At 70.6% G+C, this 19,246-nt stretch carries 17 protein-coding genes; 14 read left to right on the top strand and 3 right to left on the bottom strand.

What is annotated here, in order from left to right:
• Positions 1 to 7: 7 nt before the first annotated feature.
• The 10 genes from murD (at position 8) to lpxC (ending at position 11,087) form a co-directional block, all read left to right on the top strand.
• Positions 8 to 1,525, top strand: coding sequence for a UDP-N-acetylmuramoyl-L-alanine--D-glutamate ligase (gene murD / locus HNQ70_RS08895; RefSeq protein WP_183966464.1), 1,518 nt, complete (start codon positions 8 to 10; stop codon positions 1,523 to 1,525).
• The gene (gene ftsW, locus HNQ70_RS08890) at positions 1,519 to 2,712 is read left to right on the top strand and encodes a putative lipid II flippase FtsW (protein ID WP_183966462.1); all 1,194 of its coding nucleotides are present in this window, start codon (positions 1,519 to 1,521) and stop codon (positions 2,710 to 2,712) included. Before murD ends, ftsW begins: the two co-directional genes overlap by 7 nt.
• Entirely contained in the window at positions 2,709 to 3,773 is a 1,065-nt protein-coding gene (gene murG / locus HNQ70_RS08885; RefSeq protein WP_183966460.1) for an undecaprenyldiphospho-muramoylpentapeptide beta-N-acetylglucosaminyltransferase, read from the top strand. The genes ftsW and murG overlap by 4 nt, the downstream gene beginning before the upstream one ends.
• A 10-nt stretch (positions 3,774 to 3,783) precedes the next feature.
• Positions 3,784 to 5,205 (top strand): UDP-N-acetylmuramate--L-alanine ligase, encoded by a 1,422-nt coding sequence (gene murC / locus HNQ70_RS08880; RefSeq protein WP_183966458.1) that lies wholly within the window; start codon positions 3,784 to 3,786, stop codon positions 5,203 to 5,205.
• Positions 5,195 to 6,148, top strand: coding sequence for a D-alanine--D-alanine ligase (locus tag HNQ70_RS08875; protein ID WP_183966456.1), 954 nt, complete (start codon positions 5,195 to 5,197; stop codon positions 6,146 to 6,148). The genes murC and HNQ70_RS08875 overlap by 11 nt, the downstream gene beginning before the upstream one ends.
• Positions 6,145 to 6,999 carry a cell division protein FtsQ/DivIB gene (locus tag HNQ70_RS08870; RefSeq protein WP_343060702.1) on the top strand — a complete coding sequence of 285 codons (855 nt, stop codon included), beginning with the start codon at positions 6,145 to 6,147 and terminating at the stop codon, positions 6,997 to 6,999. The genes HNQ70_RS08875 and HNQ70_RS08870 overlap by 4 nt, the downstream gene beginning before the upstream one ends.
• A 38-nt stretch (positions 7,000 to 7,037) precedes the next feature.
• Positions 7,038 to 8,270, top strand: a complete 1,233-nt coding sequence (gene ftsA, locus HNQ70_RS08865; RefSeq protein WP_183966454.1) for a cell division protein FtsA — start codon at positions 7,038 to 7,040, stop codon at positions 8,268 to 8,270.
• 74 nt (positions 8,271 to 8,344) lie between these two features.
• A complete protein-coding gene (gene ftsZ, locus HNQ70_RS08860) occupies positions 8,345 to 9,511 on the top strand; it encodes a cell division protein FtsZ (protein ID WP_183966452.1) in 1,167 nt (388 codons plus the stop codon).
• A 93-nt stretch (positions 9,512 to 9,604) separates the two neighbouring features.
• A complete protein-coding gene (locus HNQ70_RS08855; protein WP_183966450.1) occupies positions 9,605 to 10,108 on the top strand; it encodes a peroxiredoxin in 504 nt (167 codons plus the stop codon).
• 49 nt (positions 10,109 to 10,157) lie between these two features.
• Positions 10,158 to 11,087 (top strand): UDP-3-O-acyl-N-acetylglucosamine deacetylase, encoded by a 930-nt coding sequence (gene lpxC / locus HNQ70_RS08850; RefSeq protein WP_183966448.1) that lies wholly within the window; start codon positions 10,158 to 10,160, stop codon positions 11,085 to 11,087.
• A gap of 36 nt (positions 11,088 to 11,123) precedes the next feature.
• On the opposite strand, the gene HNQ70_RS08845 is transcribed toward lpxC, so the two are convergent.
• The gene (locus HNQ70_RS08845; protein ID WP_183966446.1) at positions 11,124 to 11,573 is read right to left on the bottom strand and encodes a hypothetical protein; all 450 of its coding nucleotides are present in this window, start codon (positions 11,571 to 11,573) and stop codon (positions 11,124 to 11,126) included.
• A 183-nt stretch (positions 11,574 to 11,756) separates the two neighbouring features.
• Here HNQ70_RS08845 and secA point away from each other — a divergent pair, with 183 nt between their 5' ends.
• Genes secA through HNQ70_RS08825 form a run of 4 tightly spaced genes read left to right on the top strand, consistent with a single transcriptional unit; the run spans position 11,757 to position 18,117 of the window.
• Positions 11,757 to 14,549 carry a preprotein translocase subunit SecA gene (gene secA / locus HNQ70_RS08840; protein ID WP_183966444.1) on the top strand — a complete coding sequence of 931 codons (2,793 nt, stop codon included), beginning with the start codon at positions 11,757 to 11,759 and terminating at the stop codon, positions 14,547 to 14,549.
• Between the two features lie 55 nt (positions 14,550 to 14,604).
• On the top strand, positions 14,605 to 15,834 hold the full coding sequence (gene argJ, locus HNQ70_RS08835; protein WP_183966436.1) for a bifunctional glutamate N-acetyltransferase/amino-acid acetyltransferase ArgJ: 1,230 nt from the start codon (positions 14,605 to 14,607) through the stop codon (positions 15,832 to 15,834).
• Positions 15,815 to 16,729 (top strand): ATP-binding protein, encoded by a 915-nt coding sequence (locus HNQ70_RS08830; protein ID WP_183966434.1) that lies wholly within the window; start codon positions 15,815 to 15,817, stop codon positions 16,727 to 16,729. The genes argJ and HNQ70_RS08830 overlap by 20 nt, the downstream gene beginning before the upstream one ends.
• The gene (locus HNQ70_RS08825) at positions 16,726 to 18,117 is read left to right on the top strand and encodes a hotdog fold thioesterase (RefSeq protein WP_183966432.1); all 1,392 of its coding nucleotides are present in this window, start codon (positions 16,726 to 16,728) and stop codon (positions 18,115 to 18,117) included. Before HNQ70_RS08830 ends, HNQ70_RS08825 begins: the two co-directional genes overlap by 4 nt.
• A 67-nt stretch (positions 18,118 to 18,184) precedes the next feature.
• On the opposite strand, the gene HNQ70_RS08820 is transcribed toward HNQ70_RS08825, so the two are convergent.
• Positions 18,185 to 18,406: a DNA gyrase inhibitor YacG gene (locus tag HNQ70_RS08820; protein ID WP_183966430.1), complete on the bottom strand. Its 222-nt coding sequence runs from the start codon at positions 18,404 to 18,406 to the stop codon at positions 18,185 to 18,187.
• Between the two features lie 28 nt (positions 18,407 to 18,434).
• Positions 18,435 to 19,193, bottom strand: a complete 759-nt coding sequence (gene zapD / locus HNQ70_RS08815) for a cell division protein ZapD (RefSeq protein ID WP_183966428.1) — start codon at positions 19,191 to 19,193, stop codon at positions 18,435 to 18,437.
• Positions 19,194 to 19,246: the final 53 nt, after the last annotated feature.

The following is a 19,246-nucleotide window of genomic DNA, read 5'->3' as shown; positions in this document are numbered from 1 at the left end:
CCGTCCCATGACCGAGCGCTCCGCCCCCGCGCAGCTCCGGCTCTTCGACCTGGACGGGCGCAGCGTGCTCGTGCTCGGACTGGGCGAGTCCGGACTCGCGATGGCGCGCTGGGCAGCGCAGCGCGGCGCCCGGGTGGCGGTGGCCGACACCCGCGCCGAGCCGCCGCAGCTGGGCGCGTTGCGCGCGGCGGTGCCCGAGGCGCGCTTCTTGTCCGGACCCTTCCGGCCGGAGCTCCTCGACGGCATCGACGCGCTGCTCTGGAGCCCCGGCCTGTCGATCGAGCGCGGCGACTCGGCCGGTTTCCACGCGCTGGCCCGCGAGCGCGGCGTCGCGGTGCTGGGCGAGATCGAGCTGTTCGCACAGGCGCTGGCCGGCCTGCGGGACGAGGGCTATTCGCCGAAGCTGATTGCGATCACCGGCACCAATGGCAAGACCACCACCACCCGGCTCGTTGCGCACTTGTGCGCCCACGCGGGTCGCAGCGTCGCGGTCGCCGGCAACATTGCGCCGGCGGCGCTGGACGTGCTGCGCGAGGCCGCGGCCGGCGGCTCGCTGCCCGGGATCTGGGTGCTCGAGCTGTCCAGCTTCCAGCTGGCCCTCACCGAGAGCCTGATGCCCGATGCGGCGGCGGTGCTCAACGTCAGCCAGGACCATCTCGACTGGCATGCGTCGATGGACAGCTACATCCAGGCCAAGCGCCGCATCTATCGCAACGCCGCAGTCTGCGTGTTCGACCGGGACGACTCCGCCACCGAGCCGCCGCGGCCGGCGCCGGCCCTGCGCGACGCCGGCCCCAGGCTGCGCAGTTTCGCGTTGAGCGCGCCCGCCGCCGCCGGCGAACTGGGCGTCGTCCACGAGGGCGGGCTGCGCTGGCTGGCCGAGGCGGTGCCAGGCGAGGAACCGCCGGGGCGCCGGCGCCGGGAGCCGGCGCCGCCGGTCGTGCGCAGGCTGATGCCCGCCGACGCGCTGCGGGTGCGCGGCGGACACAACCAGCGCAATGCGCTGGCGGCGCTGGCGCTGGCGCAGGCGGCAGGCGTGCCGATGTCGGCGCTGCTGCACGGCCTGCGCAGCTACGAGGGCGAACCGCACCGCTGCGCTCTGTTGGCGACGATCGGCGAGGTCGAGTACTACGACGACAGCAAGGGCACCAACGTCGGGGCTACGGTGGCCGCGCTGACCGGCCTTGGCCGCCGCTGCGTCCTGGTGGCGGGCGGCGACGGCAAGGGCCAGGACTTCTCCCTGCTGCGCGAACCGGTGCGCGGACATGCGCGCGCCGTGGTGCTGATCGGCCGCGACGCGCCCGCGCTGCGCGCAGCACTGGCCGACACCGGCGTGCCGCTGACCGACTGCGCCAGCCTCGAGGAGGCAGTGCGCTGCGCGGCGGGCCTGGCCCGTGCCGGCGATGCGGTGCTGCTCTCGCCGGCGTGCGCCAGCCTGGACATGTTTCGCAACTACGAGCATCGCGCCCAGGTCTTCGTCGACGCGGTGCGCCGGCTCGCCGAGGATGCGGGGCAGCCATGCTGAGCCTCAGGTGGCCCGGACGCGGGGCGCCCCGGCAGGGAATGCGCGGCACGCATGCCGCGAGCGCGCAGCCCGTCGACGTCGCGCTCGTCTGGGTGGTCGCGTCGCTGCTGACGATCGGCATCGTGATGGTCTACTCGGCGTCGATCGCGCTGCCGGACTCGCCGCGCTTCGCCAACTACCGGCCCACGCATTTCCTGGTGCGGCACCTGTTCGCGGTGTCGTTGGGCGTCGGCATGGGCCTGCTCGCCTTCGCGGTGCCGATGCGGATCTGGCAGCGCTGGGCGCCGCTGCTGTTCCTCGCGGGCCTCGTGCTGCTGGTGCTGGTGCTGATTCCGGGCGTGGGCAAGGTGGTCTACGGGGCGCGCCGCTGGCTGTCGCTGTACGTGCTCAATCTGCAGCCCTCCGAGCTGATGAAGCTGTTCGTGGTGCTGTACGCGGCCGACTACACGGTCCGCAAGCAGGACTACATGCAGCACTTCAAGAAGGGCTTCCTGCCGATGGGGGCCGCAGTGGCGCTGGTCGGGCTGCTGCTGCTGCTCGAGCCGGACCTGGGCGCCTTCATCGTCATCTCGTCGATCGCGATGGGGGTGCTGTTCCTCGGCGGCGTCAACGGCCGGCTCTTCGCCGGCCTGGTGGTCATCGCGCTGTCCACCTTCGCGCTGCTGATCCTGATGTCGCCGTGGCGGCGCGACCGGATCTTTGCCTACCTGGACCCCTTCGCCGACCCGCTCGGCGCGGGTTACCAGCTCACCCACTCGCTGATCGCGTTCGGCCGCGGCGAGTGGTTCGGGGTCGGTCTGGGCGGGTCGGTCGAGAAGCTGCACTACCTGCCGGAGGCGCACACCGACTTCCTGCTGGCGGTGATCGGCGAGGAACTCGGGCTGGTCGGCGTGCTGGTGATCGTCACGCTGTTCTACTGGCTCACGCGCCGCGCCTTCGAGATCGGCCGGCAGGCGATCGCGATCGACCGGGTCTTCGCGGGGCTGACCGCCAAGGGCCTCGGGCTGTGGATCGGCTTCCAGGCCTTCGTCAACATGGGTGTCAACGTCGGCCTGCTGCCCACCAAGGGCCTGACGCTGCCGCTGATGAGCTACGGCGGCACCGGCATCCTGGTCAATTGCGTCGCGCTGGCCGTGCTGCTGCGGGTGGACTTCGAGAACCGCCGGATGATGCGGGGGATCGGATGACCCGCACCGTGATGATCATGGCGGGCGGCACCGGCGGTCACGTGATGCCGGGACTCGCGGTGGCGCACCTGCTGCGCGAGCGTGGCTGGCGCGTGCTCTGGATGGGAAATCCCGCCGGCATGGAGGCCACGCTGGTGCCGAAGCACGGCATCGACATGCGCTGGGTGCGCTTCGGCGGCCTGCGCGGGAAAGGCTGGGCCACCCGGCTGATGCTGCCGGTGAACCTGCTGCGCGCCTTCTGGCAGGCGCTGGGCGCGCTGCGTGAGTCTCGGCCCTCAGTGGTGCTCGGCCTGGGCGGCTACATCGCCTTCCCGGGCGGGATGATGTCGGCGCTGCTGGGCATTCCGCTGGTGCTACACGAGCAGAACTCGGTTGCCGGTCTGGCCAATCGGGTGCTGTCGCGCCTTGCGGACCGCGTGCTGGTGGCCTTCCCCGACGCGCTTCCCGGCGCCGAATGGTGCGGCAACCCGGTGCGCGCGGAGATTGCTGCCGTCGCGCCGCCGGAGCAGCGCTTCGCTGGCCGCGCGGGGCCGCTGCGGCTGCTCGTCGTGGGCGGCAGTCTTGGCGCGCAGGCGCTCAACGAGACGGTGCCCAGGGCGCTGGCGCTGCTGGCGCCCGGCGAGCGGCCCCGTGTCGTCCACCAGAGCGGTCGCGCGCACCGCGCGGCGCTCGAAGAGCACTACCGGAAGGCCGGCGTCGACGCCGAAGTGGTGGAGTTCATCGACGACATGGCGCAGGCCTACGCGCAGGCGGATCTTGTGGTCTGCCGGGCGGGGGCGATGACGGTGTCCGAACTGGCTGCGGTGGGCGCGGCGAGCCTGTTGGTGCCCTACCCGCATGCGGTCGACGACCACCAGACCGGCAATGCGCGCTTCCTCTCGGAGCGCGGCGCAGCGCTGCTGGTGCCGCAGGCCGGGCTCGACCCGGAGCGGCTGGCCGGCCTGCTGCGCGCGCAGTCCCGCGACAGCCTGCTGGAGATGGCGCGCAAGGCCCGGGCGGCGGCGCGGCCCGACGCGGGCGACCGCGTTGCCGACGTATGCGAGGCGATCGCAAGGAAATGAAGCAGAGCCCATGAAGCACAAGGTCAACCACATCCATTTCGTCGGCATCGGCGGCGCCGGCATGAGCGGGATCGCCGAGGTCCTGCTCAACCTCGGCTATCTGGTCACCGGATCGGACATCGCCAGCAACGCGGCCACGCGCCGGCTGGTGTCGCTCGGCGCCGATGTGAAGCTGGGCCACGCGAGCGCCAACATCGAGGGAGCGGACTGCATCGTCACTTCGACGGCGGTGCGCGGCGACAATCCCGAGGTGATTGCGGCCCGTGCGGGCCGGATCCCCGTCGTGCCGAGGGCGCTGATGCTCGCCGAGCTGATGCGGCTCAAGCAGGGCATCGCGATCGCCGGCACGCACGGCAAGACGACGACCACCAGTCTGGTCTCGTCGGTGCTCGCCAAGGGCGGGCTCGACCCCACCTTCGTGATCGGCGGGCGGCTCAACAGCGCCGGCGTCAACGCCCGCCTGGGCAGCGGACACTACATCGTGGTCGAGGCCGACGAGTCCGACGCCTCCTTCCTGAACCTGTCGCCGATGATCGCAGTGATCACGAACATCGACGCGGATCACATGGAGACCTACGGCCACGACTTCGCGCGGCTGAAGCAGGCCTTCGTCGAGTTCACGCAGCGGCTGCCCTTCTACGGCGCCGCAGTGCTGTGCATCGACGATGCGAACGTGCGCGAGATCATGCCCTTCGTGTCCAAGCCGGTGCTGACCTACGGGATGTCGCCGCAGGCGCAGTTCCGGGCGGTCGACGTGCGCGCCGACGGCGCCCGGATGCGCTTCACGCTGCTGCGGGAGAACAGCGAGACGCGTCCGCCGCTCGAGGTGCTGCTGAACGCGCCGGGCGAGCACAACGTGCGCAACGCGCTGGCCGCGATCGCGGTCGCCGACGAACTGGGCGTGGAAGACGAGGCGATCCTCGCTGCGCTCGCGGAGTTCCACGGCGTCGGCCGCCGCTTCCAGCACTACGGCGAAGTGCCGGCGCGCGACGGCGGCAGCTTCACGCTGATCGACGACTACGGCCATCACCCGACCGAGATGGAGGCGACGCTGGCCGCAGCCCGCGGCGCCTATCCCGGCAGGCGGCTGGTGCTGGTCTTCCAGCCGCACCGTTACACGCGCACCCGCGACCTCTTCGAAGACTTCGCACGGGTGCTGTCGACCACCGACGCGCTGCTGCTGGCCGAGGTCTACGCGGCCGGGGAGGCGCCGATCGTCGCCGCCGACGGCCGCTCGCTGGCGCGCGCGGTGCGGGTGGCCGGGCGAGTCGAGCCGGTCTTCGTCGAGGACATCGCCGAGCTTCCGGCGGCGATCCTGGACCTGGCCCGCGACGGCGACGTGGTGCTCGCGATGGGGGCGGGTTCGATCGGCGGCGTGCCGGCGCTGGTGCGCGAGGCAGCCGGGGCAACGGAGGTGGGCGATGTCCGGTGACGCGAAGGGCGGTTTCGGCAAGGTGGCGGTGCTGTTCGGCGGCGATTCGGCCGAGCGCGAGATCTCGATCCGCTCCGGGTCGGGCGTGCTCGAGGCGCTGCGCCGCCAGGGCGTCGACGCCCATGCCTTCGATCCTGCCGGGCGCCCGATGGACGACCTGCGCCGCGAGGGCTTCGAGCGCGTTTTCATCGCGCTGCACGGCCGCTACGGCGAGGACGGCACGGTGCAGGGGGCGCTCGAGCTGCTGCGCATCCCGTACACCGGCTCCGGCGTGATGGCCTCGGCAGTGGCGATGGACAAGGTGTTCACCAAACGGATCTGGGGCAGCCACGGCCTGCCGACCCCCGCCTTCGAGGTGGTCGGCCGCGCACAGGAACTGCGCGGGATTGCCGAGCGGCTCGGCCTGCCGCTGATCATGAAGCCGCCGCACGAGGGATCGACGATCGGCCTGACCAAGGTGCAGGACGCTGCGGATCTTGAGGAGGCCTTCGCGCTGGCCGCCCGCTATGACGACCAGGTGCTGGTCGAGCGCTTCGTCGAGGGACGTGAGTTCACCGTCGCGATCCTGGGGCAGGGCGAGGGCGCGCGGGCGCTGCCGGTGATCGAGATCCAGGCGCCGGGCGGCAACTACGATTACCAGAACAAGTATTTCGGCAACGAGACCCGCTACCTGTGTCCGGCACCGCTGGCGCCGGCGGTCGAGGACGAGATGCGCCGGCTCTCGGTCGAGGCCTTCCGCTCGCTCGACTGCGAGGGCTGGGCGCGCGTCGACGTGATGCTGGACCGCGACGACCGGCCCTGGCTGCTGGAGATCAACACCTCGCCTGGCATGACCGACCATTCGCTGGTGCCGATGGCCGCCCGGGCGGAGGGCATGTCCTATGACGAGCTGGTGCTCGTGCTGCTCGAGAGCGCACGGCTCAAGGTCGGAGCCGCCGCGTGAGGAACCGCAGCCGCCGCCCCGGCAGCGTCTCGGCAGGGACGCTGTCCCTGAACCCGTGGCACAACGTCGGGGTACTGCACGCCTGCGCCAACGCGCTGCTGGGCCTGACGCTGGCCGCGGCGCTGGCGGTGGCGGCGACCTGGCTGGTGCACCTGCCGGCCTTCGATCTGCGCGGCGTGTCGATCGAGTCGGCCGAGGGCAGCCAGCTGCGCCACGTGTCCACCCCGCTGCTGCGCGCCTCGGCCCTGCATCGCGTCGACGGCAATTTCTTCACCGTCGACCTGGATGCCGTGCGCCACGGCTTCGAATCGGTCCCCTGGGTGCGCAAGGCAACGGTGCGGCGCATCTGGCCGGACCGGCTGCTGATCGGCATCGAGGAGCACCGTCCGCTCGCCATGTGGGGCGACGGCAGGCTGATGAACACCTATGGCGAGCTCTACGCCGCCAACCTCGCCGAGGCCGAGGAAGACGGACCGCTGCCGGAACTGTCGGGTCCGGCGGGCAGCGAGCGCGCCGTGCTGGAGCGCTACGCCGAACTCGTGGGCTGGATCCAGCCGCTCGGCCTGCGCCCGGTCGCCGTGTCCCTATCGCAGCGCTACGCCTGGTCGACGAAGCTGGACGACGGCACCACGCTGCTGCTCGGCCGCGAGCAGGGCGTGCCCCTCGAGGAGCGGGTCCGGCGCTGGGCGTCGGTGTACCCGCGGGTGATGGCGCGGCTCGACGGACAGCCCGAGGTGGTCGACCTGCGCTACCCGAACGGGTTCGCAGTGCGGGCGGTGAACGTGCTGGCGGTCGAGGAAGGAGCCGCGTCTCGGGCGAGCGCGGCAGGGTCGGGGCAGCGGCGTCGCTGACACGGACACTGGAACGAAAGAAAGAGCGGGTATACGCAATGGCAAGGGACACCAGCGATCTGATCGTCGGGCTCGACATCGGGACCTCGAAGATCGTCGCGATCGTGGCGCAGATGCTTCCGGACGGGCGCTACGAAATCGTCGGGCTCGGGCAGCATGAGTCGAAGGGCCTGAAGAAGGGCGTCGTCGTGAACATCGAGTCGACCGTGGCCTCGATCCAGCGCGCCCTCGAAGAGGCCGAGCTGATGGCCGACTGCAAGATCCGCACCGTGTACACGGGGATCGCCGGCAGCCACATCCGCAGCTTCAATTCCAGCGGCATGGTCGCGATCAAGGACAAGGAAGTCACCGAGGCCGACATGGCCCGCGTGATCGAGACCGCCAAGGCGGTGAACATTCCCACCGACCAGCAGATCCTGCACGTGCTGCCGCAGGAGTTCATCGTCGACGGCCAGGAGGACATCCGCGAGCCGATCGGCATGAGCGGCGTGCGCCTGGAGGTCAAGGTCCACATCGTCACCGGTGCGGTCTCGGCGGCCCAGAACATCGTCAAGTGCGTACGCCGCTGCGGCCTCGAGGTGCAGGACCTGATCCTGCAGCCGCTGGCCTCGAGCATGTCGGTGCTCACCGAGGACGAGAAGGAGCTGGGCGTCGCGCTGGTCGACGTCGGCGGCGGCACCACCGACATCGCCATCTTCACCGGCGGCGCGATCCGCCACACCGCGGTGCTGCCGATCGCGGGCGACCAGATCACCAACGACATCGCGATGGCGCTGCGCACCCCGACCCCCGAGGCCGAGGAGATCAAGCTGCGCCACGGGCTGGCCAAGCAGGTGCTCGCCGATCCGAACGCCAAGATCGAGGTGCCCGGCCTTGGCGACCGCGGCCCGCGGCAGCTCTCGCGCCAGGCGCTGTCGGCGGTGATCGAGCCGCGCGTCGAGGAGCTCTACGCGCTGATCCACCAGGTGATCCGCGAGTCCGGCTACGAGGAACTGCTCTCGTCCGGGATCGTGCTCACCGGCGGCTCGGGCCTGATGCCGGGCATGGTCGAGCTCGCCGAAGACGTCTTCCTGAAGCCGGTGCGCCTGGGCATGCCCTCGTACGTCGGCGGCCTCGCCGACGTCGTGCGCAACCCGCGCTACGCGACCGCGGTCGGCCTGCTCGAGGAGGCCCGCGCGCAGCGGCTGCGCGGCCGCAAGGTCGCCGAGCAGTCGGGCTCGTTCAAGGAAACGCTGCGCCGGATGAAGGACTGGTTCCTCGGGAACTTCTGAGCGTCCAGCGCCGCATCGAAACCAGACACCCCCACCCCCACCCCCACCCCACCCCCGAGCCGAGGAGGCAAGACATGAACTTCGAAATGATTCACACCGATGTTGAAGGCGCCATCATCAAGGTGGTAGGCGTAGGCGGCGCCGGCGGCAACGCGATCAACCACATGATCGGCCGCGGCGTCCAGGGCGTCGAATTCATCGCGTTGAACACCGACCGCCAGGCGCTGGTGCGCTCGCAGGCCGAACGCATCCTCCAACTGGGCGAACTGGGCCTGGGCGCCGGCGCCAGCCCCGACGCGGGCCGCGCCGCGGCCGAGAACGCGCGCGAGCGCATCCGCGAGGCGCTGACCGGGGCCAACATGGTGTTCCTGACGGCCGGCATGGGCAAGGGCACCGGCACCGGGGCCTCGCCGGTGGTCGCCGAGATCGCCAAGGAGCTCGGCATCCTCACGGTCGGCGTGGTCACCAAGCCCTTCCACTTCGAGGGCAACCGCAAGATGCAGATCGCCGAATCGGGAATCGACCAGCTCGTCCAGCACGTCGATTCGCTGATCGTGGTCCTCAACCAGAACCTCTTCGATGTGATGGACGAGGACGCCAGCCTCGAGGACGCCTTCCGTCGCGCCGACGACGTGCTGCACAACGCGGTGGCCGGCATCGCCGAGATCATCAACGTGCCCGGCCTGGTCAACGTCGACTTCGCCGACGTCCGCACCGTGATGGGCGAGCAGGGCAAGGCCATGATGGGGATCGGCGAAGCCTCCGGGCTGGACCGCGCCCGCCTGGCGGCCGAGCAGGCGGTGGCCTCGCCACTGCTCGACGGCGTCGACCTTTCCGGCGCGCGCGGCGTGATCGTCAACATCACCGCCAACCGCAGCCTGAAGCTGCGCGAGACCAACGAGGTCATCAACACCATCAAGGCGTTCTGCGCCGAGGACGCGACCATCATTCACGGCACCGTCTTCGACGAGGCGATGGAAGACCGGCTGCGCGTCACGGTGGTGGCGACCGGCATCGGCCGCCAGGCAAGCGCCGGCCGTCCGGTGCTGGTGCAGGCTCCCGCGCTGCGCACGGGCACCGACAACGCCCCGGTGGGCGGCCACGGCGACTACGGCCGCCTGGACCAGCCGGCGATCTGGCGCAACCCGCGCGCATCCGCGGCCGCGCAGGTGGCGGCACTGCAGGAGAGCGGGGTCGAGCGCTTCGACATCCCGGCCTTCCTGCGCAAGCAGGCGGACTGAGCGGGGGGACGGGGGAGTGCCCGGCAGGCTTGCCGCTTTGCCTCTACAATCTTCTGTCTTCCGGCCATCGGCCGCACACAAGGAGACTTAAAGATGACGATCAAGGTCGGTGACACCCTGCCGGACGCGACGCTGCGCGAGTACATCGAGGTCGAGGGCAACGGCTGCTCGATCGGGCCGAACGCCTTCAAGGTGGCCGACATGGTCAAGGGCAGGAAGATCGCCATTTTCGGCCTGCCCGGCGCCTACACGCCCACCTGCTCGGCGCAGCACGTGCCCAGCTACCTGAAGAACTACGAGCAGCTCAAGGCCAAGGGGGTCGATGAGATCTGGTGCGTCTCGGTCAACGACGCGTTCGTGATGGGCGCCTGGGGGCGTGAGCAAGGCACGGCGGGCAAGGTCCGGATGATGGCCGACGGCGCTGCCGAGTTCACCAAGGCCTGCGGGCTGGAACTGGACCTGACGGGCGGCGGGCTGGGGCTGCGCTGCAGGCGCTTCTCGATGCTCGTCGACGACGGCGTGGTCAAGGCGTTGAACCTCGAGGAAGGCGGCAAGTACGCAGTCTCGGGCGCCGAGACCCTGCTCGGCCAGATCTGATGGATGGAGCAAGGGCGGCCGCGTGCGCGGCCGCGTCGGGTGAACGGCAATGATGCGGCAGCGCACGGTGAAGCAGCGGGTGAGCACCACGGGGGTGGGGCTGCACTCGGGTCAGCGCGTCGAGCTGACGCTGCGTCCTGCCGCGCCCGATACCGGAATCGTCTTCCGGCGGGTCGATCTCGACCCGCCGGTCGACATCCCGGCGCGCGCCGACCGGGTCACCGACACCCGGATGGCGTCCACGCTCACCGCGGCCGACGAGGGCCCGGGGCGCGAGGTCCGCGTGGCCACGGTCGAGCATCTGATGTCCGCGCTCGCGGGCCTGGGCATCGACAACCTGTACGTCGACGTCACCGCGCCCGAGATTCCCATTCTGGACGGCTCGGCAGGCTCCTTCGTGTTCCTGGTGCAGTCGGCCGGCGTCATCGAGCAGGCCGCCCCCAAGCGATTCATCCGCGTGCTCGAGCCGGTCGAGGTGCGCGAGGGCGACAAGTGGGCGCGGCTGGAGCCGCATTTCGGCTACCGGCTGGAGTTCTCCATCGAGTTCGGCCACCCGGCGATCGACGCCACCGGCCAGCGCTTCGAGATCGACTTCGCCGACACCTCCTACGTCCGCGAGATCGCGCGGGCCCGCACCTTCGGCTTCATGCAGGACGTCGAGACCATGCGCTCGATGGGCCTGGCCCAGGGCGGCAGCCTGGACAACGCGATCGTCATGGACGAGTACCGGGTCCTCAATGCCGAGGGCTTGCGCTACGACGACGAGTTCGTGAAGCACAAGATCCTCGATGCGATCGGCGACCTGTATCTGGTCGGCCATCCTCTGCTGGCCTGCTACAAGGCGAACAAATCCGGGCACGCCCTGAACAACCGGCTGCTGCGCGAGCTGCTCGCCAACGAGCATGCGTGGGAGATCGCCACCTTCGGCGAAAAGCGCGAGGCCCCGAAGCTGTTCGCCTTCGACTGGAGCACCGCCTGAGCGGTGGTCATGGCCGGCGCTGCCGGCCACCCAACTTCATCTCTGGCGCCGCTGCCGCGCCTGCGAGCGCAGCAGGTCATCGAGCGCCTGGCGCAGCGCCGGCGAAGCCGTGCTCTCGGCAAGCGCGCGCAGTTGTTCCAGCGCAGCTTCCGGGATTGGCGGCTTGATCCGCGGCGCAGGCGGCGGCGGGACGCTTCCCCTGGAGCGGGGCCGGAACCGGACCTTCGCCAGCTGCCATCCCCGGGCCCGCAGGCAGGCCAGGATCGAGGGCTCCACCTGGCGCAGCTTGGCCGCGGCGGCAGCGCCCTGCGCGCCCACCAGCAGCGTCTCTTCCTCCACGCCCAGCACCTGCAGGCCAAGCGCAGGCGCGCAGAGCTGCAGGTCGGCCTGCAGGTCGAGCAGGCGGCGGGCGCGGTCGGTCAGTTCCTTGAAGCCGGGCTGCTGGCCGAGCCAGCCGAGCGGGTGGCGCGGTGCGTTTGAGCTCATCGTGGCAGACGTGGCGGTTCTCTGGCTGGCACAGCGTAGCACCGGCGCGCCCGCCAGTCTGGCCCTCTCGCGGCCCCCGCGCAGCCGCCGGTCCGGCCGCGCGGGGGCCAGACCGGTCCGCGTGCTAGACTTTTGCGCTTTGGCAGTGGTGGGGCGCCTTAGACGCGCGCCGCCCGATCCGCGATGATCCAGGGTTTCCTCACTAAGTTCTTCGGCAGCCGCAACGAGCGGGTGCTCAAGGGCTTCCGCAAGCCGGTCGCTGCAGTCAACGCGCTCGAGCCGTCCATGCAGGCGCTCTCCGATGAGGAGCTCGCCGGCAAGACCGTCGAGTTCCGCGAGCGCGTGGCAAACGGCGAAGCGCTCGACGACCTCCTCCCGGAGGCCTTCGCGGTCTGCCGCGAGGCCTCCCGGCGGGTGATGGGAATGCGTCACTTCGACGTCCAGCTCGTCGGCGGCATGGTGCTTCACTCTGGCCGCATCGCCGAGATGCGCACCGGCGAGGGCAAGACCCTCACCGCGACGCTCGCGGTCTACCTGAACGCGCTCGCCGGCAAGGGCGTGCACGTCGTCACCGTCAACGACTACCTCGCCAGCCGCGATGCGGAGTGGATGGGCCGGCTCTACCGCTTCCTCGGCATGTCGGTGGGCACCATCCTCTCGCAGCAGCCGACCTCCGCCAAGCGCGAGGCCTACGCTGCCGACATCACCTACGGCACGAACAACGAGTTCGGTTTCGACTATCTCCGCGACAACATGGAGTACTCGGGCGGCGACCGCCGCCAGCGCGCGCTCCATTACGCGATCGTCGACGAGGTCGATTCCATCCTGATCGATGAGGCGCGCACGCCGCTGATCATCTCCGGTCAGGCCGAGGACCACACAGAGACCTACCGGAGCATCGACGCCCTGCCGCGGCTGCTCGACGCGATGGCCGCCGAACCCAAGTCCGGCGAGCCGGACCCGCCCGGCGACTACTGGGTCGACCGCAAGGCGCACCAGGTCCACCTGTCCGAGGCCGGCCACGAGAAGGCCGAACGCATCCTCTCAGAGATGGGCCTGCTGGCCGCAGGGGCGAGCCTGTACGACGCCGCCAACATCAGCCTGATGCACCACCTGATGGCTGCGCTGCGCGCGCACACGCTGTTCCACCGCGACCAGCAGTACGTGGTGCAGAACGGCGAGGTGATCATCGTCGACGAGTTCACCGGGCGCCTGATGCCCGGGCGCCGCTGGTCCGAAGGACTGCACCAGGCGGTCGAGGCCAAGGAAAAGGTGCAGATCCAGGCCGAGAACCAGACGCTGGCCTCGATCACCTTCCAGAACTACTTCCGCATGTACGGCAAGCTGGCCGGCATGACGGGCACGGCCGACACCGAGGCCTACGAGTTCCAGGAGATCTACGGGCTCGAGACGGTGGTGATCCCCACCCATCGCCCGATGATCCGCCAGGACCGGCAGGACCAGGTCTTCCGCACCACGCGCGAGAAGTACGGCGCCATCCTGGCCGACATCAAGGACTGCCATGCGCGCGGCCAGCCGGTGCTGGTGGGCACCACCTCGATCGAGAGCTCCGAGCTCCTGTCGGGAATGCTCGAGAAGGAAAAGCTGCCGCACCAGGTGCTCAACGCCAAGCAGCACGAGCGCGAGGCGCAGATCGTCGCGCAGGCCGGTCGTCCCGGCGTGATCACCATCGCCACCAACATGGCGGGGCGCGGCACTGACATCGTGCTGGGCGGCAACGTCGAGAAGCAGGTCGACCTCCTCGTGGCCGACGGTACGGTGCCCGAGGAAGGCAAGCAGGCCAGCATCGAGAAGCTGCGCGGCGAGTGGGAGTCGCTCCACGCCCAGGTGCTGGCCGCCGGCGGACTGCACATCATCGGCACCGAGCGCCACGAGTCCCGCCGGATCGACAACCAGCTGCGAGGCCGCGCCGGACGCCAGGGCGACCCCGGCGCGTCGCGCTTCTACCTGTCGATGGAAGACCCGCTGCTCAAGATCTTCGCCGGCGACCGGCTCAAGGCGATCATGGATCGCCTGAAGCTGCCGGAGGGCGAGGCCATCGAGGCCGGCATCGTCACCCGCTCGATCGAGAGCGCGCAGCGCAAGGTCGAGGCCCGCAACTTCGACATCCGCAAGCAGCTGCTCGAGTACGACGACGTCGCCAACGACCAGCGCAAGATCGTCTACGCCGACCGCAACGCGCTGCTGGAGTCCGAGGACTTCTCCGAGCGCATCCGCGACCTGCGCCACCGGGTGTTCACCGACCTGTTCCGCCAGCACGTCCCCGAAGGCAGCCTGGACGAGCAGTGGGACATCGCCGGCCTGCAGAAGGCGCTGTCCGAGGAATGGCACCTCGAGGTGCCGCTGCTCGACATGACCCGCGAAATGCCGGACGCGCCGGAGGGCGACCTCCTGGAACTCGTGCTCAAGGCCGCGGACGAACAGTACGAGGCCAAGGTCGGGCAGGTGGGCGCAGAGGGCTTCGCGGGCTTCGAGCGCTCGGTGATGCTGCAGACCATCGACCAGCACTGGCGCGAGCACCTGTCGTCGCTCGACTACCTCCGCCAGGGCATCCACCTGCGGGGCTATGCGCAGAAGAACCCGAAGCAGGAGTACAAGCGCGAGGCCTTCGAGCTCTTCAGTCTGATGCAGGAGCGCATCCGCAACGACGTCATCCGCATCCTGATGACGGTGCGCATCCAGTCTCCCGAAGAGGTGGAGAAGGTCGAGGACGAGATCGCTCCCTCGTACGCCAACGTGCAGTACACGCATGCCGACTTCGACGAGGCTGCGGCCGCCGCGGAGGGCTCGGACCCCGAGTCGATCGCGCTGGCGCTGCAGCAGGCGCCGGCAGCGGAGCATGACGACGCGGGCCAGCAGCCGGCCAGGCGCCCCGGCGCCAAGGTCGGGCGCAACGATCCCTGTCCCTGCGGTTCGGGCAAGAAGTACAAGCAGTGCCACGGGCGGCTGGGATGATCCGCTGAAGGGGCCGGACGGGCAGTAGAATCGCGGTTTTTCCCGGAGCGAGCCGATGCCCGTCAACCTGAAAGCCCCCGATCCCGCCGCGCTGCACGCGGTTGCCGGCGTCGAGCTCGGCACCGCCCGCGCGCAGATCCGCAAGCCCGGCCGGCGCGACGTCCTCGTGCTGCGCCTCGCCGAGGGAGCGTCGGCCGCGGGGGTCTTCACGCGCAACCGCTTCTGCGCCGCGCCGGTGCGCGTCTGCCGCGAGCACCTCGAGCGCAGCGGCGGCGCAGTGCGCGCGCTGGTGGTCAACACCGGCAACGCCAACGCGGGCACCGGCGAGCGCGGACTTTCCGATGCGCGCAGCACCTGCGAGGCGCTGGCCGCCTCCCTGGGCTGCGCTCCCGAGCAGGTCCTGCCCTTCTCCACCGGGGTCATCCTCGAGCATCTGCCGATGGACCGGCTGCTGGCCGGGCTGCCGGCGGCGGTCGCCGACCTCGCGCCCGCAAGGTGGGCCGAGGCCGCCGAGGCGATCATGACCACCGACACCGTGCCCAAGGCAGTGTCGCGGCGCGTCGAGATCGAAGGCTGCCCGGTGACCGTCACCGGGATCTCCAAGGGCGCTGGAATGATCCGGCCCAACATGGCCACCATGCTGGGCTTCATCGCCACCGACGCCGCAGTGCCCGCGGCGCTGCTGCAGCGCTGGGTGCGCGAGGCCGCCGATGCGAGCTTCAACCGCATCACCATCGACGGCGACACCTCCACCAACGACTCCTTCGTGCTGGTCGCCACCGGCGCGGGCGGCCTGCGCATCGACAGTGACCAGAGCCCGGGCGCGGCGCAGCTGCGGGCGCTGCTGGTCGATGTGTCGCGCGAACTCGCCCAGGCGATCGTCCGCGACGGCGAGGGCGCCACCAAGTTCATCTCGGTCGTGGTCGAGGGCGCGCGCACCGGGGACGAGGCCGCCGCCGTCGCCTATGCGATCGCGCACTCCCCGCTGGTCAAGACCGCCTTCTTCGCCTCGGATCCCAACCTCGGCCGCATCCTGGCCGCGATCGGCTATGCCGGGATCGAAGACCTGGACGTCGACCGCGTCGACCTCCACCTCGACGACGTCCAGGTTGCCAGCCGGGGCGGGCGGCATCCCGCCTACCGGGAGGAGGACGGCCAGCGGGTGATGAAGCAGCAGGAAATCACCGTGCGCGCCGTGCTCGGCCGGGGCGACGCCTCGACCACGGTCTGGACCTGCGACCTCTCCCACGACTATGTCTCGATCAATGCCGACTACCGCTCCTGAAGGCCGCGCGGATCCGGCGCTGCAGCTCGAGCGCCTGGTGAGCCGCGCCGAGTCGCTGCTGGCGCGGCTCGAGCAGGCGCTGCCGCCCCCTGCCGCCGAGATCGACTGGAAGGCGCAGGCCTTCCGCTGGCGCCGCCTGCGCACCGCCTTCGGTGCGCAGGGCTGGCTGCAGCCGGTGCGCACCCTGTCGCGCATCCGGCTCGCCGACCTGAAGAACGTCGACGAGCAGAAGAAGGTCATCGACCGCAACACGCGGCAGTTCGTGGCAGGGCTGCCGGCCAACAACGTGCTGCTGACCGGCTCGCGAGGCACCGGGAAGTCCTCGCTGATCAAGGCCTGCCTCAACGCGCACGCGAAGAAGGGGCTGCGGCTGATCGAGGTGGACAAGGACGACCTGGTCGACCTGCCCGACATCGTCGACCTGGTTGCGGAGCGCCCGGAGCGCTTCATCGTTTTCTGCGACGACCTCTCCTTCGAGGAGGGCGAGCCCGGCTACAAGGCGCTGAAGGTGGCGCTCGACGGCTCGATCGCTGCGCAGTCGGACAACGTGCTGATCTATGCCACCTCCAACCGGCGCCACCTGATGCCGGAGTACATGGCTGAGAACCTCGACGCGAAACACCAGCCAGACGGCGAGATCCACCCCGGCGAGCGGGTCGAGGAAAAGGTCTCGCTGTCGGAGCGCTTCGGCCTGTGGGTCGCGTTCTACCCGTTCCGCCAGGACGACTACCTGTCGATCGTCGCCCACTGGCTGGGCACGCTCGGCTGCGCCGCCGAGGAGGTGGAGGCTGCGCGCGCCGACGCGCTGCGCTTCGCGCTCGAGCGCGGCTCGCGCTCCGGGCGGGTGGCGTGGCAGTTCGCCAAGGACTGGGCGGGCCGGCATCGCCGCGGATGAGCGCCAGGTCCCCGCTCGAGGTGGCGGTCGGCGTCGTGTTCCGCGCCGACGGCGCCGTGCTGCTCGGCCAGCGCATTCCCGGCAAGCCCTATGCGGGCTGGTGGGAGTTCCCCGGCGGCAAGCTCGAGGCGGGTGAGACGGTCGCGCAGGCGCTCGCGCGCGAGCTGCACGAGGAACTCGGCCTCGAGGTGCTCGCGTCCGATCCCTGGGTGGTGCGCGAGTTCACCTATCCGCACGCCAGGGTCCGCCTGCACTTCAGGCGCGTGACCGAATTTTCCGGCGCGCCGCGCTCGCGCGAGGGTCAGGCCTTCGCCTGGCTGCACCCTGAGGCGATCGACGTGGCTCCGCTGCTGCCCGCCACGGTGCCGGTGATCGCCTGGCTGCGGCTGCCGCCGGAGCTGCTGCGTTCCGCGGCTGCGGCGCTCGGCGACGATGCCTTCGTCGATGCGCTCCAGCGCCGGCTGCGCACGAGCCGCTCCGCGCTGCTGCTGCTGGACGAGCCGGCGCTGCCGGCGCCGCGCTTCGAGCGGCTGTTCCACCGGGTGCTCCCGCTGTGCCGCGCGCATGGCGTGACCCTGCTGGTGGGGCCTTCGCACCCGGCGAGTTTCGCTCGCGCTGCGGGCGGGCAGCTGCTGTCGGCGCCGCCGCCGGGGCCGCAGTCGGGTTCACCGTCGGGGCCGCAGTGCGGGCCGGCGCGTGCGCCCCTGCGGATGACGGGCGCCCTGGTCCGCGATCGCGAGAGCATCGCGCGCGCCGCCGCAGCCGGGCTGGACTTCGCGCTGCTCGAGGGCTGTCCGCCGGCGGCCTGGGCCCGGATGCTCGACGTCGCAGCGTTGCCGGTCTACGTGGCGACCGGGGGTGACGGCCGCGAGGTCGCGGACGCAGCGCGGGCTGCGGGCGCGCACGGAGTGGCGCCCGGCGCCGCCGTCTGGCAGCATGAGGGTCCGCGCGGCATTCAGCCGGGGAGGCTGACCATGGATCTGAAGGCCATCGAGGCGCTGTTCGCGCCGATGTTTCCCGGGCTGATGGGCGTGAAGATCGAGGAGGCCGAGCCGGATCGCGTGGTCGCGTCGATGCGCGTTCGCCCGGACCTCTGCACCGCGGGCGAGAACCTGCACGGCGGCGCGTTCATGGCCTTCGCCGACACTCTGGGGGCGGTCGCCACGGTGCTGAACATGCCCGCGGGGGCCCGCACCACGACCATCGAGTCCAAGACCAATTTCATGTCCGGGGCGCCGGTGGGCAGCACGGTGCGCGCGGTGTGCACGCCGCTGCACCGCGGCCGCAGCACGATGGTCTGGCAGACCGAGATCACCTCGGCAGCGGGCAAGCGCTGCGCGATCGTGATCCAGACGCAGATGGTGCTGCCCGGGGCGCCGCCCGCCTGACGCGTCCGGCGCGGTCGCTCACGCTCCCCGGGGGCGCCCGGGGCTGGCGCGGCCCCAGGCGCTCCGTTCAGTCGTTGCGGCGCGGCGCGTCCGGCCCGGAATCGCCTTCGTCGGGCGGCTCCTCCTCCCCCGGCGCGCCCCCGATCACGTAGGCCTCGCTGGCCCAGGCTCCGAGGTCGGTGGTCTTGCAGCGCTCCGAGCAGAACGGGCGCCAGCGATTGCTCCGGTCGTAGGCCAGCTTCCGGCCACAGGCCGGGCAGGCGACCATCAGGGGTCCATCCTTCTTCATGCGGGAATGGGCGCCGTGCCGGCGCCGGTCAGAGGTTGCACAGCGCGAGCTCGAAATCGACCGCATGCTCGAAGGGGCGCGGGCGCAGGTCGCCGTCCTGCGAGGTGAAGCGGATCCACAGCAGGTACTTGTTCGCGCTGATCTCGGGGATCGCGCCGAGCGCGGGGTCCAGGCGCACCTGGACCATCTGGTAGGCCTTGCCGCCCATCTGCTGCTGGAAGCCGCCGCCCGGCTGCGCGGTGAGGGCGATGCGCTGGGCGTTCTCCCGCAGCAGCCGCAGCACGATGGTCAGGCTGTCGTGCAGCGGACGGAAAGGGGCGGCCCAGGCGGCGATCTCTTGCCGACGCGCCTCGGCCGGCCGGTGCTGCCAGGCGTGGTACGAGGGCAGGTCGAATTCGCAGGCGCCGCCGGCGATGATGGCGCGGCTGCGAATGCTCATCAGCCAATCGTTGTCGCGCAGGTGCTGCCCGGTGCGGCCGGTCGTCGCGTTCAGCCCGGCCCAGGCGTTCTCGATCTGCGCGAGGATGCGCTCGAGGGTGTCCAGCGACACGCCCGGCGTGGTCCGGTACTGGGCGAGCGCCTGCCGTTGCCGGTCGAGCTCCTGCAGCAGGTCCGATTTCAGGTCGGCGCGGCCGGCGATGTCGAGGATGTCGAACAGCGTCATGATCGCGACGTGATGCTCGAGCGGATGCTCGCCCGCGGCGAAGTAGTCGAGCCGCTCGAACAGGTCCTCGAGCCGAAGCAGGATCCGGACGCGTTCGTTCAGGGGGTATTCGTAGAGGATCAAGCCGGCGATTCCGTGGCTGGATGGCGAGCCCGAGACGCGGGACGATTTTGAAG

The sequence above is a fragment of the Quisquiliibacterium transsilvanicum genome, assembly GCF_014202215.1.
Taxonomy (GTDB): Bacteria; Pseudomonadota; Gammaproteobacteria; order Burkholderiales; family Burkholderiaceae_E; genus Quisquiliibacterium; species Quisquiliibacterium transsilvanicum.
This window is presented reverse-complemented; position numbering and strand designations above follow the sequence as displayed.

Coding starts and splice junctions, on each gene's coding strand:
- ftsW (WP_183966462.1), top strand. CDS start 1,519: ATGCTGAGCCTCAGGTGGCCCGGACGCGGGGCGCCCCGGCAGGGAATG.
- HNQ70_RS08825 (WP_183966432.1), top strand. CDS start 16,726: ATGAGCGCCAGGTCCCCGCTCGAGGTGGCGGTCGGCGTCGTGTTCCGC.
- murG (WP_183966460.1), top strand. CDS start 2,709: ATGACCCGCACCGTGATGATCATGGCGGGCGGCACCGGCGGTCACGTG.
- HNQ70_RS08875 (WP_183966456.1), top strand. CDS start 5,195: ATGTCCGGTGACGCGAAGGGCGGTTTCGGCAAGGTGGCGGTGCTGTTC.
- secA (WP_183966444.1), top strand. CDS start 11,757: ATGATCCAGGGTTTCCTCACTAAGTTCTTCGGCAGCCGCAACGAGCGG.
- murC (WP_183966458.1), top strand. CDS start 3,784: ATGAAGCACAAGGTCAACCACATCCATTTCGTCGGCATCGGCGGCGCC.
- HNQ70_RS08830 (WP_183966434.1), top strand. CDS start 15,815: ATGCCGACTACCGCTCCTGAAGGCCGCGCGGATCCGGCGCTGCAGCTC.
- argJ (WP_183966436.1), top strand. CDS start 14,605: ATGCCCGTCAACCTGAAAGCCCCCGATCCCGCCGCGCTGCACGCGGTT.
- HNQ70_RS08820 (WP_183966430.1), bottom strand. CDS start 18,406: ATGAAGAAGGATGGACCCCTGATGGTCGCCTGCCCGGCCTGTGGCCGG.
- HNQ70_RS08855 (WP_183966450.1), top strand. CDS start 9,605: ATGACGATCAAGGTCGGTGACACCCTGCCGGACGCGACGCTGCGCGAG.
- HNQ70_RS08845 (WP_183966446.1), bottom strand. CDS start 11,573: ATGAGCTCAAACGCACCGCGCCACCCGCTCGGCTGGCTCGGCCAGCAG.
- ftsA (WP_183966454.1), top strand. CDS start 7,038: ATGGCAAGGGACACCAGCGATCTGATCGTCGGGCTCGACATCGGGACC.
- murD (WP_183966464.1), top strand. CDS start 8: ATGACCGAGCGCTCCGCCCCCGCGCAGCTCCGGCTCTTCGACCTGGAC.
- ftsZ (WP_183966452.1), top strand. CDS start 8,345: ATGAACTTCGAAATGATTCACACCGATGTTGAAGGCGCCATCATCAAG.
- lpxC (WP_183966448.1), top strand. CDS start 10,158: ATGATGCGGCAGCGCACGGTGAAGCAGCGGGTGAGCACCACGGGGGTG.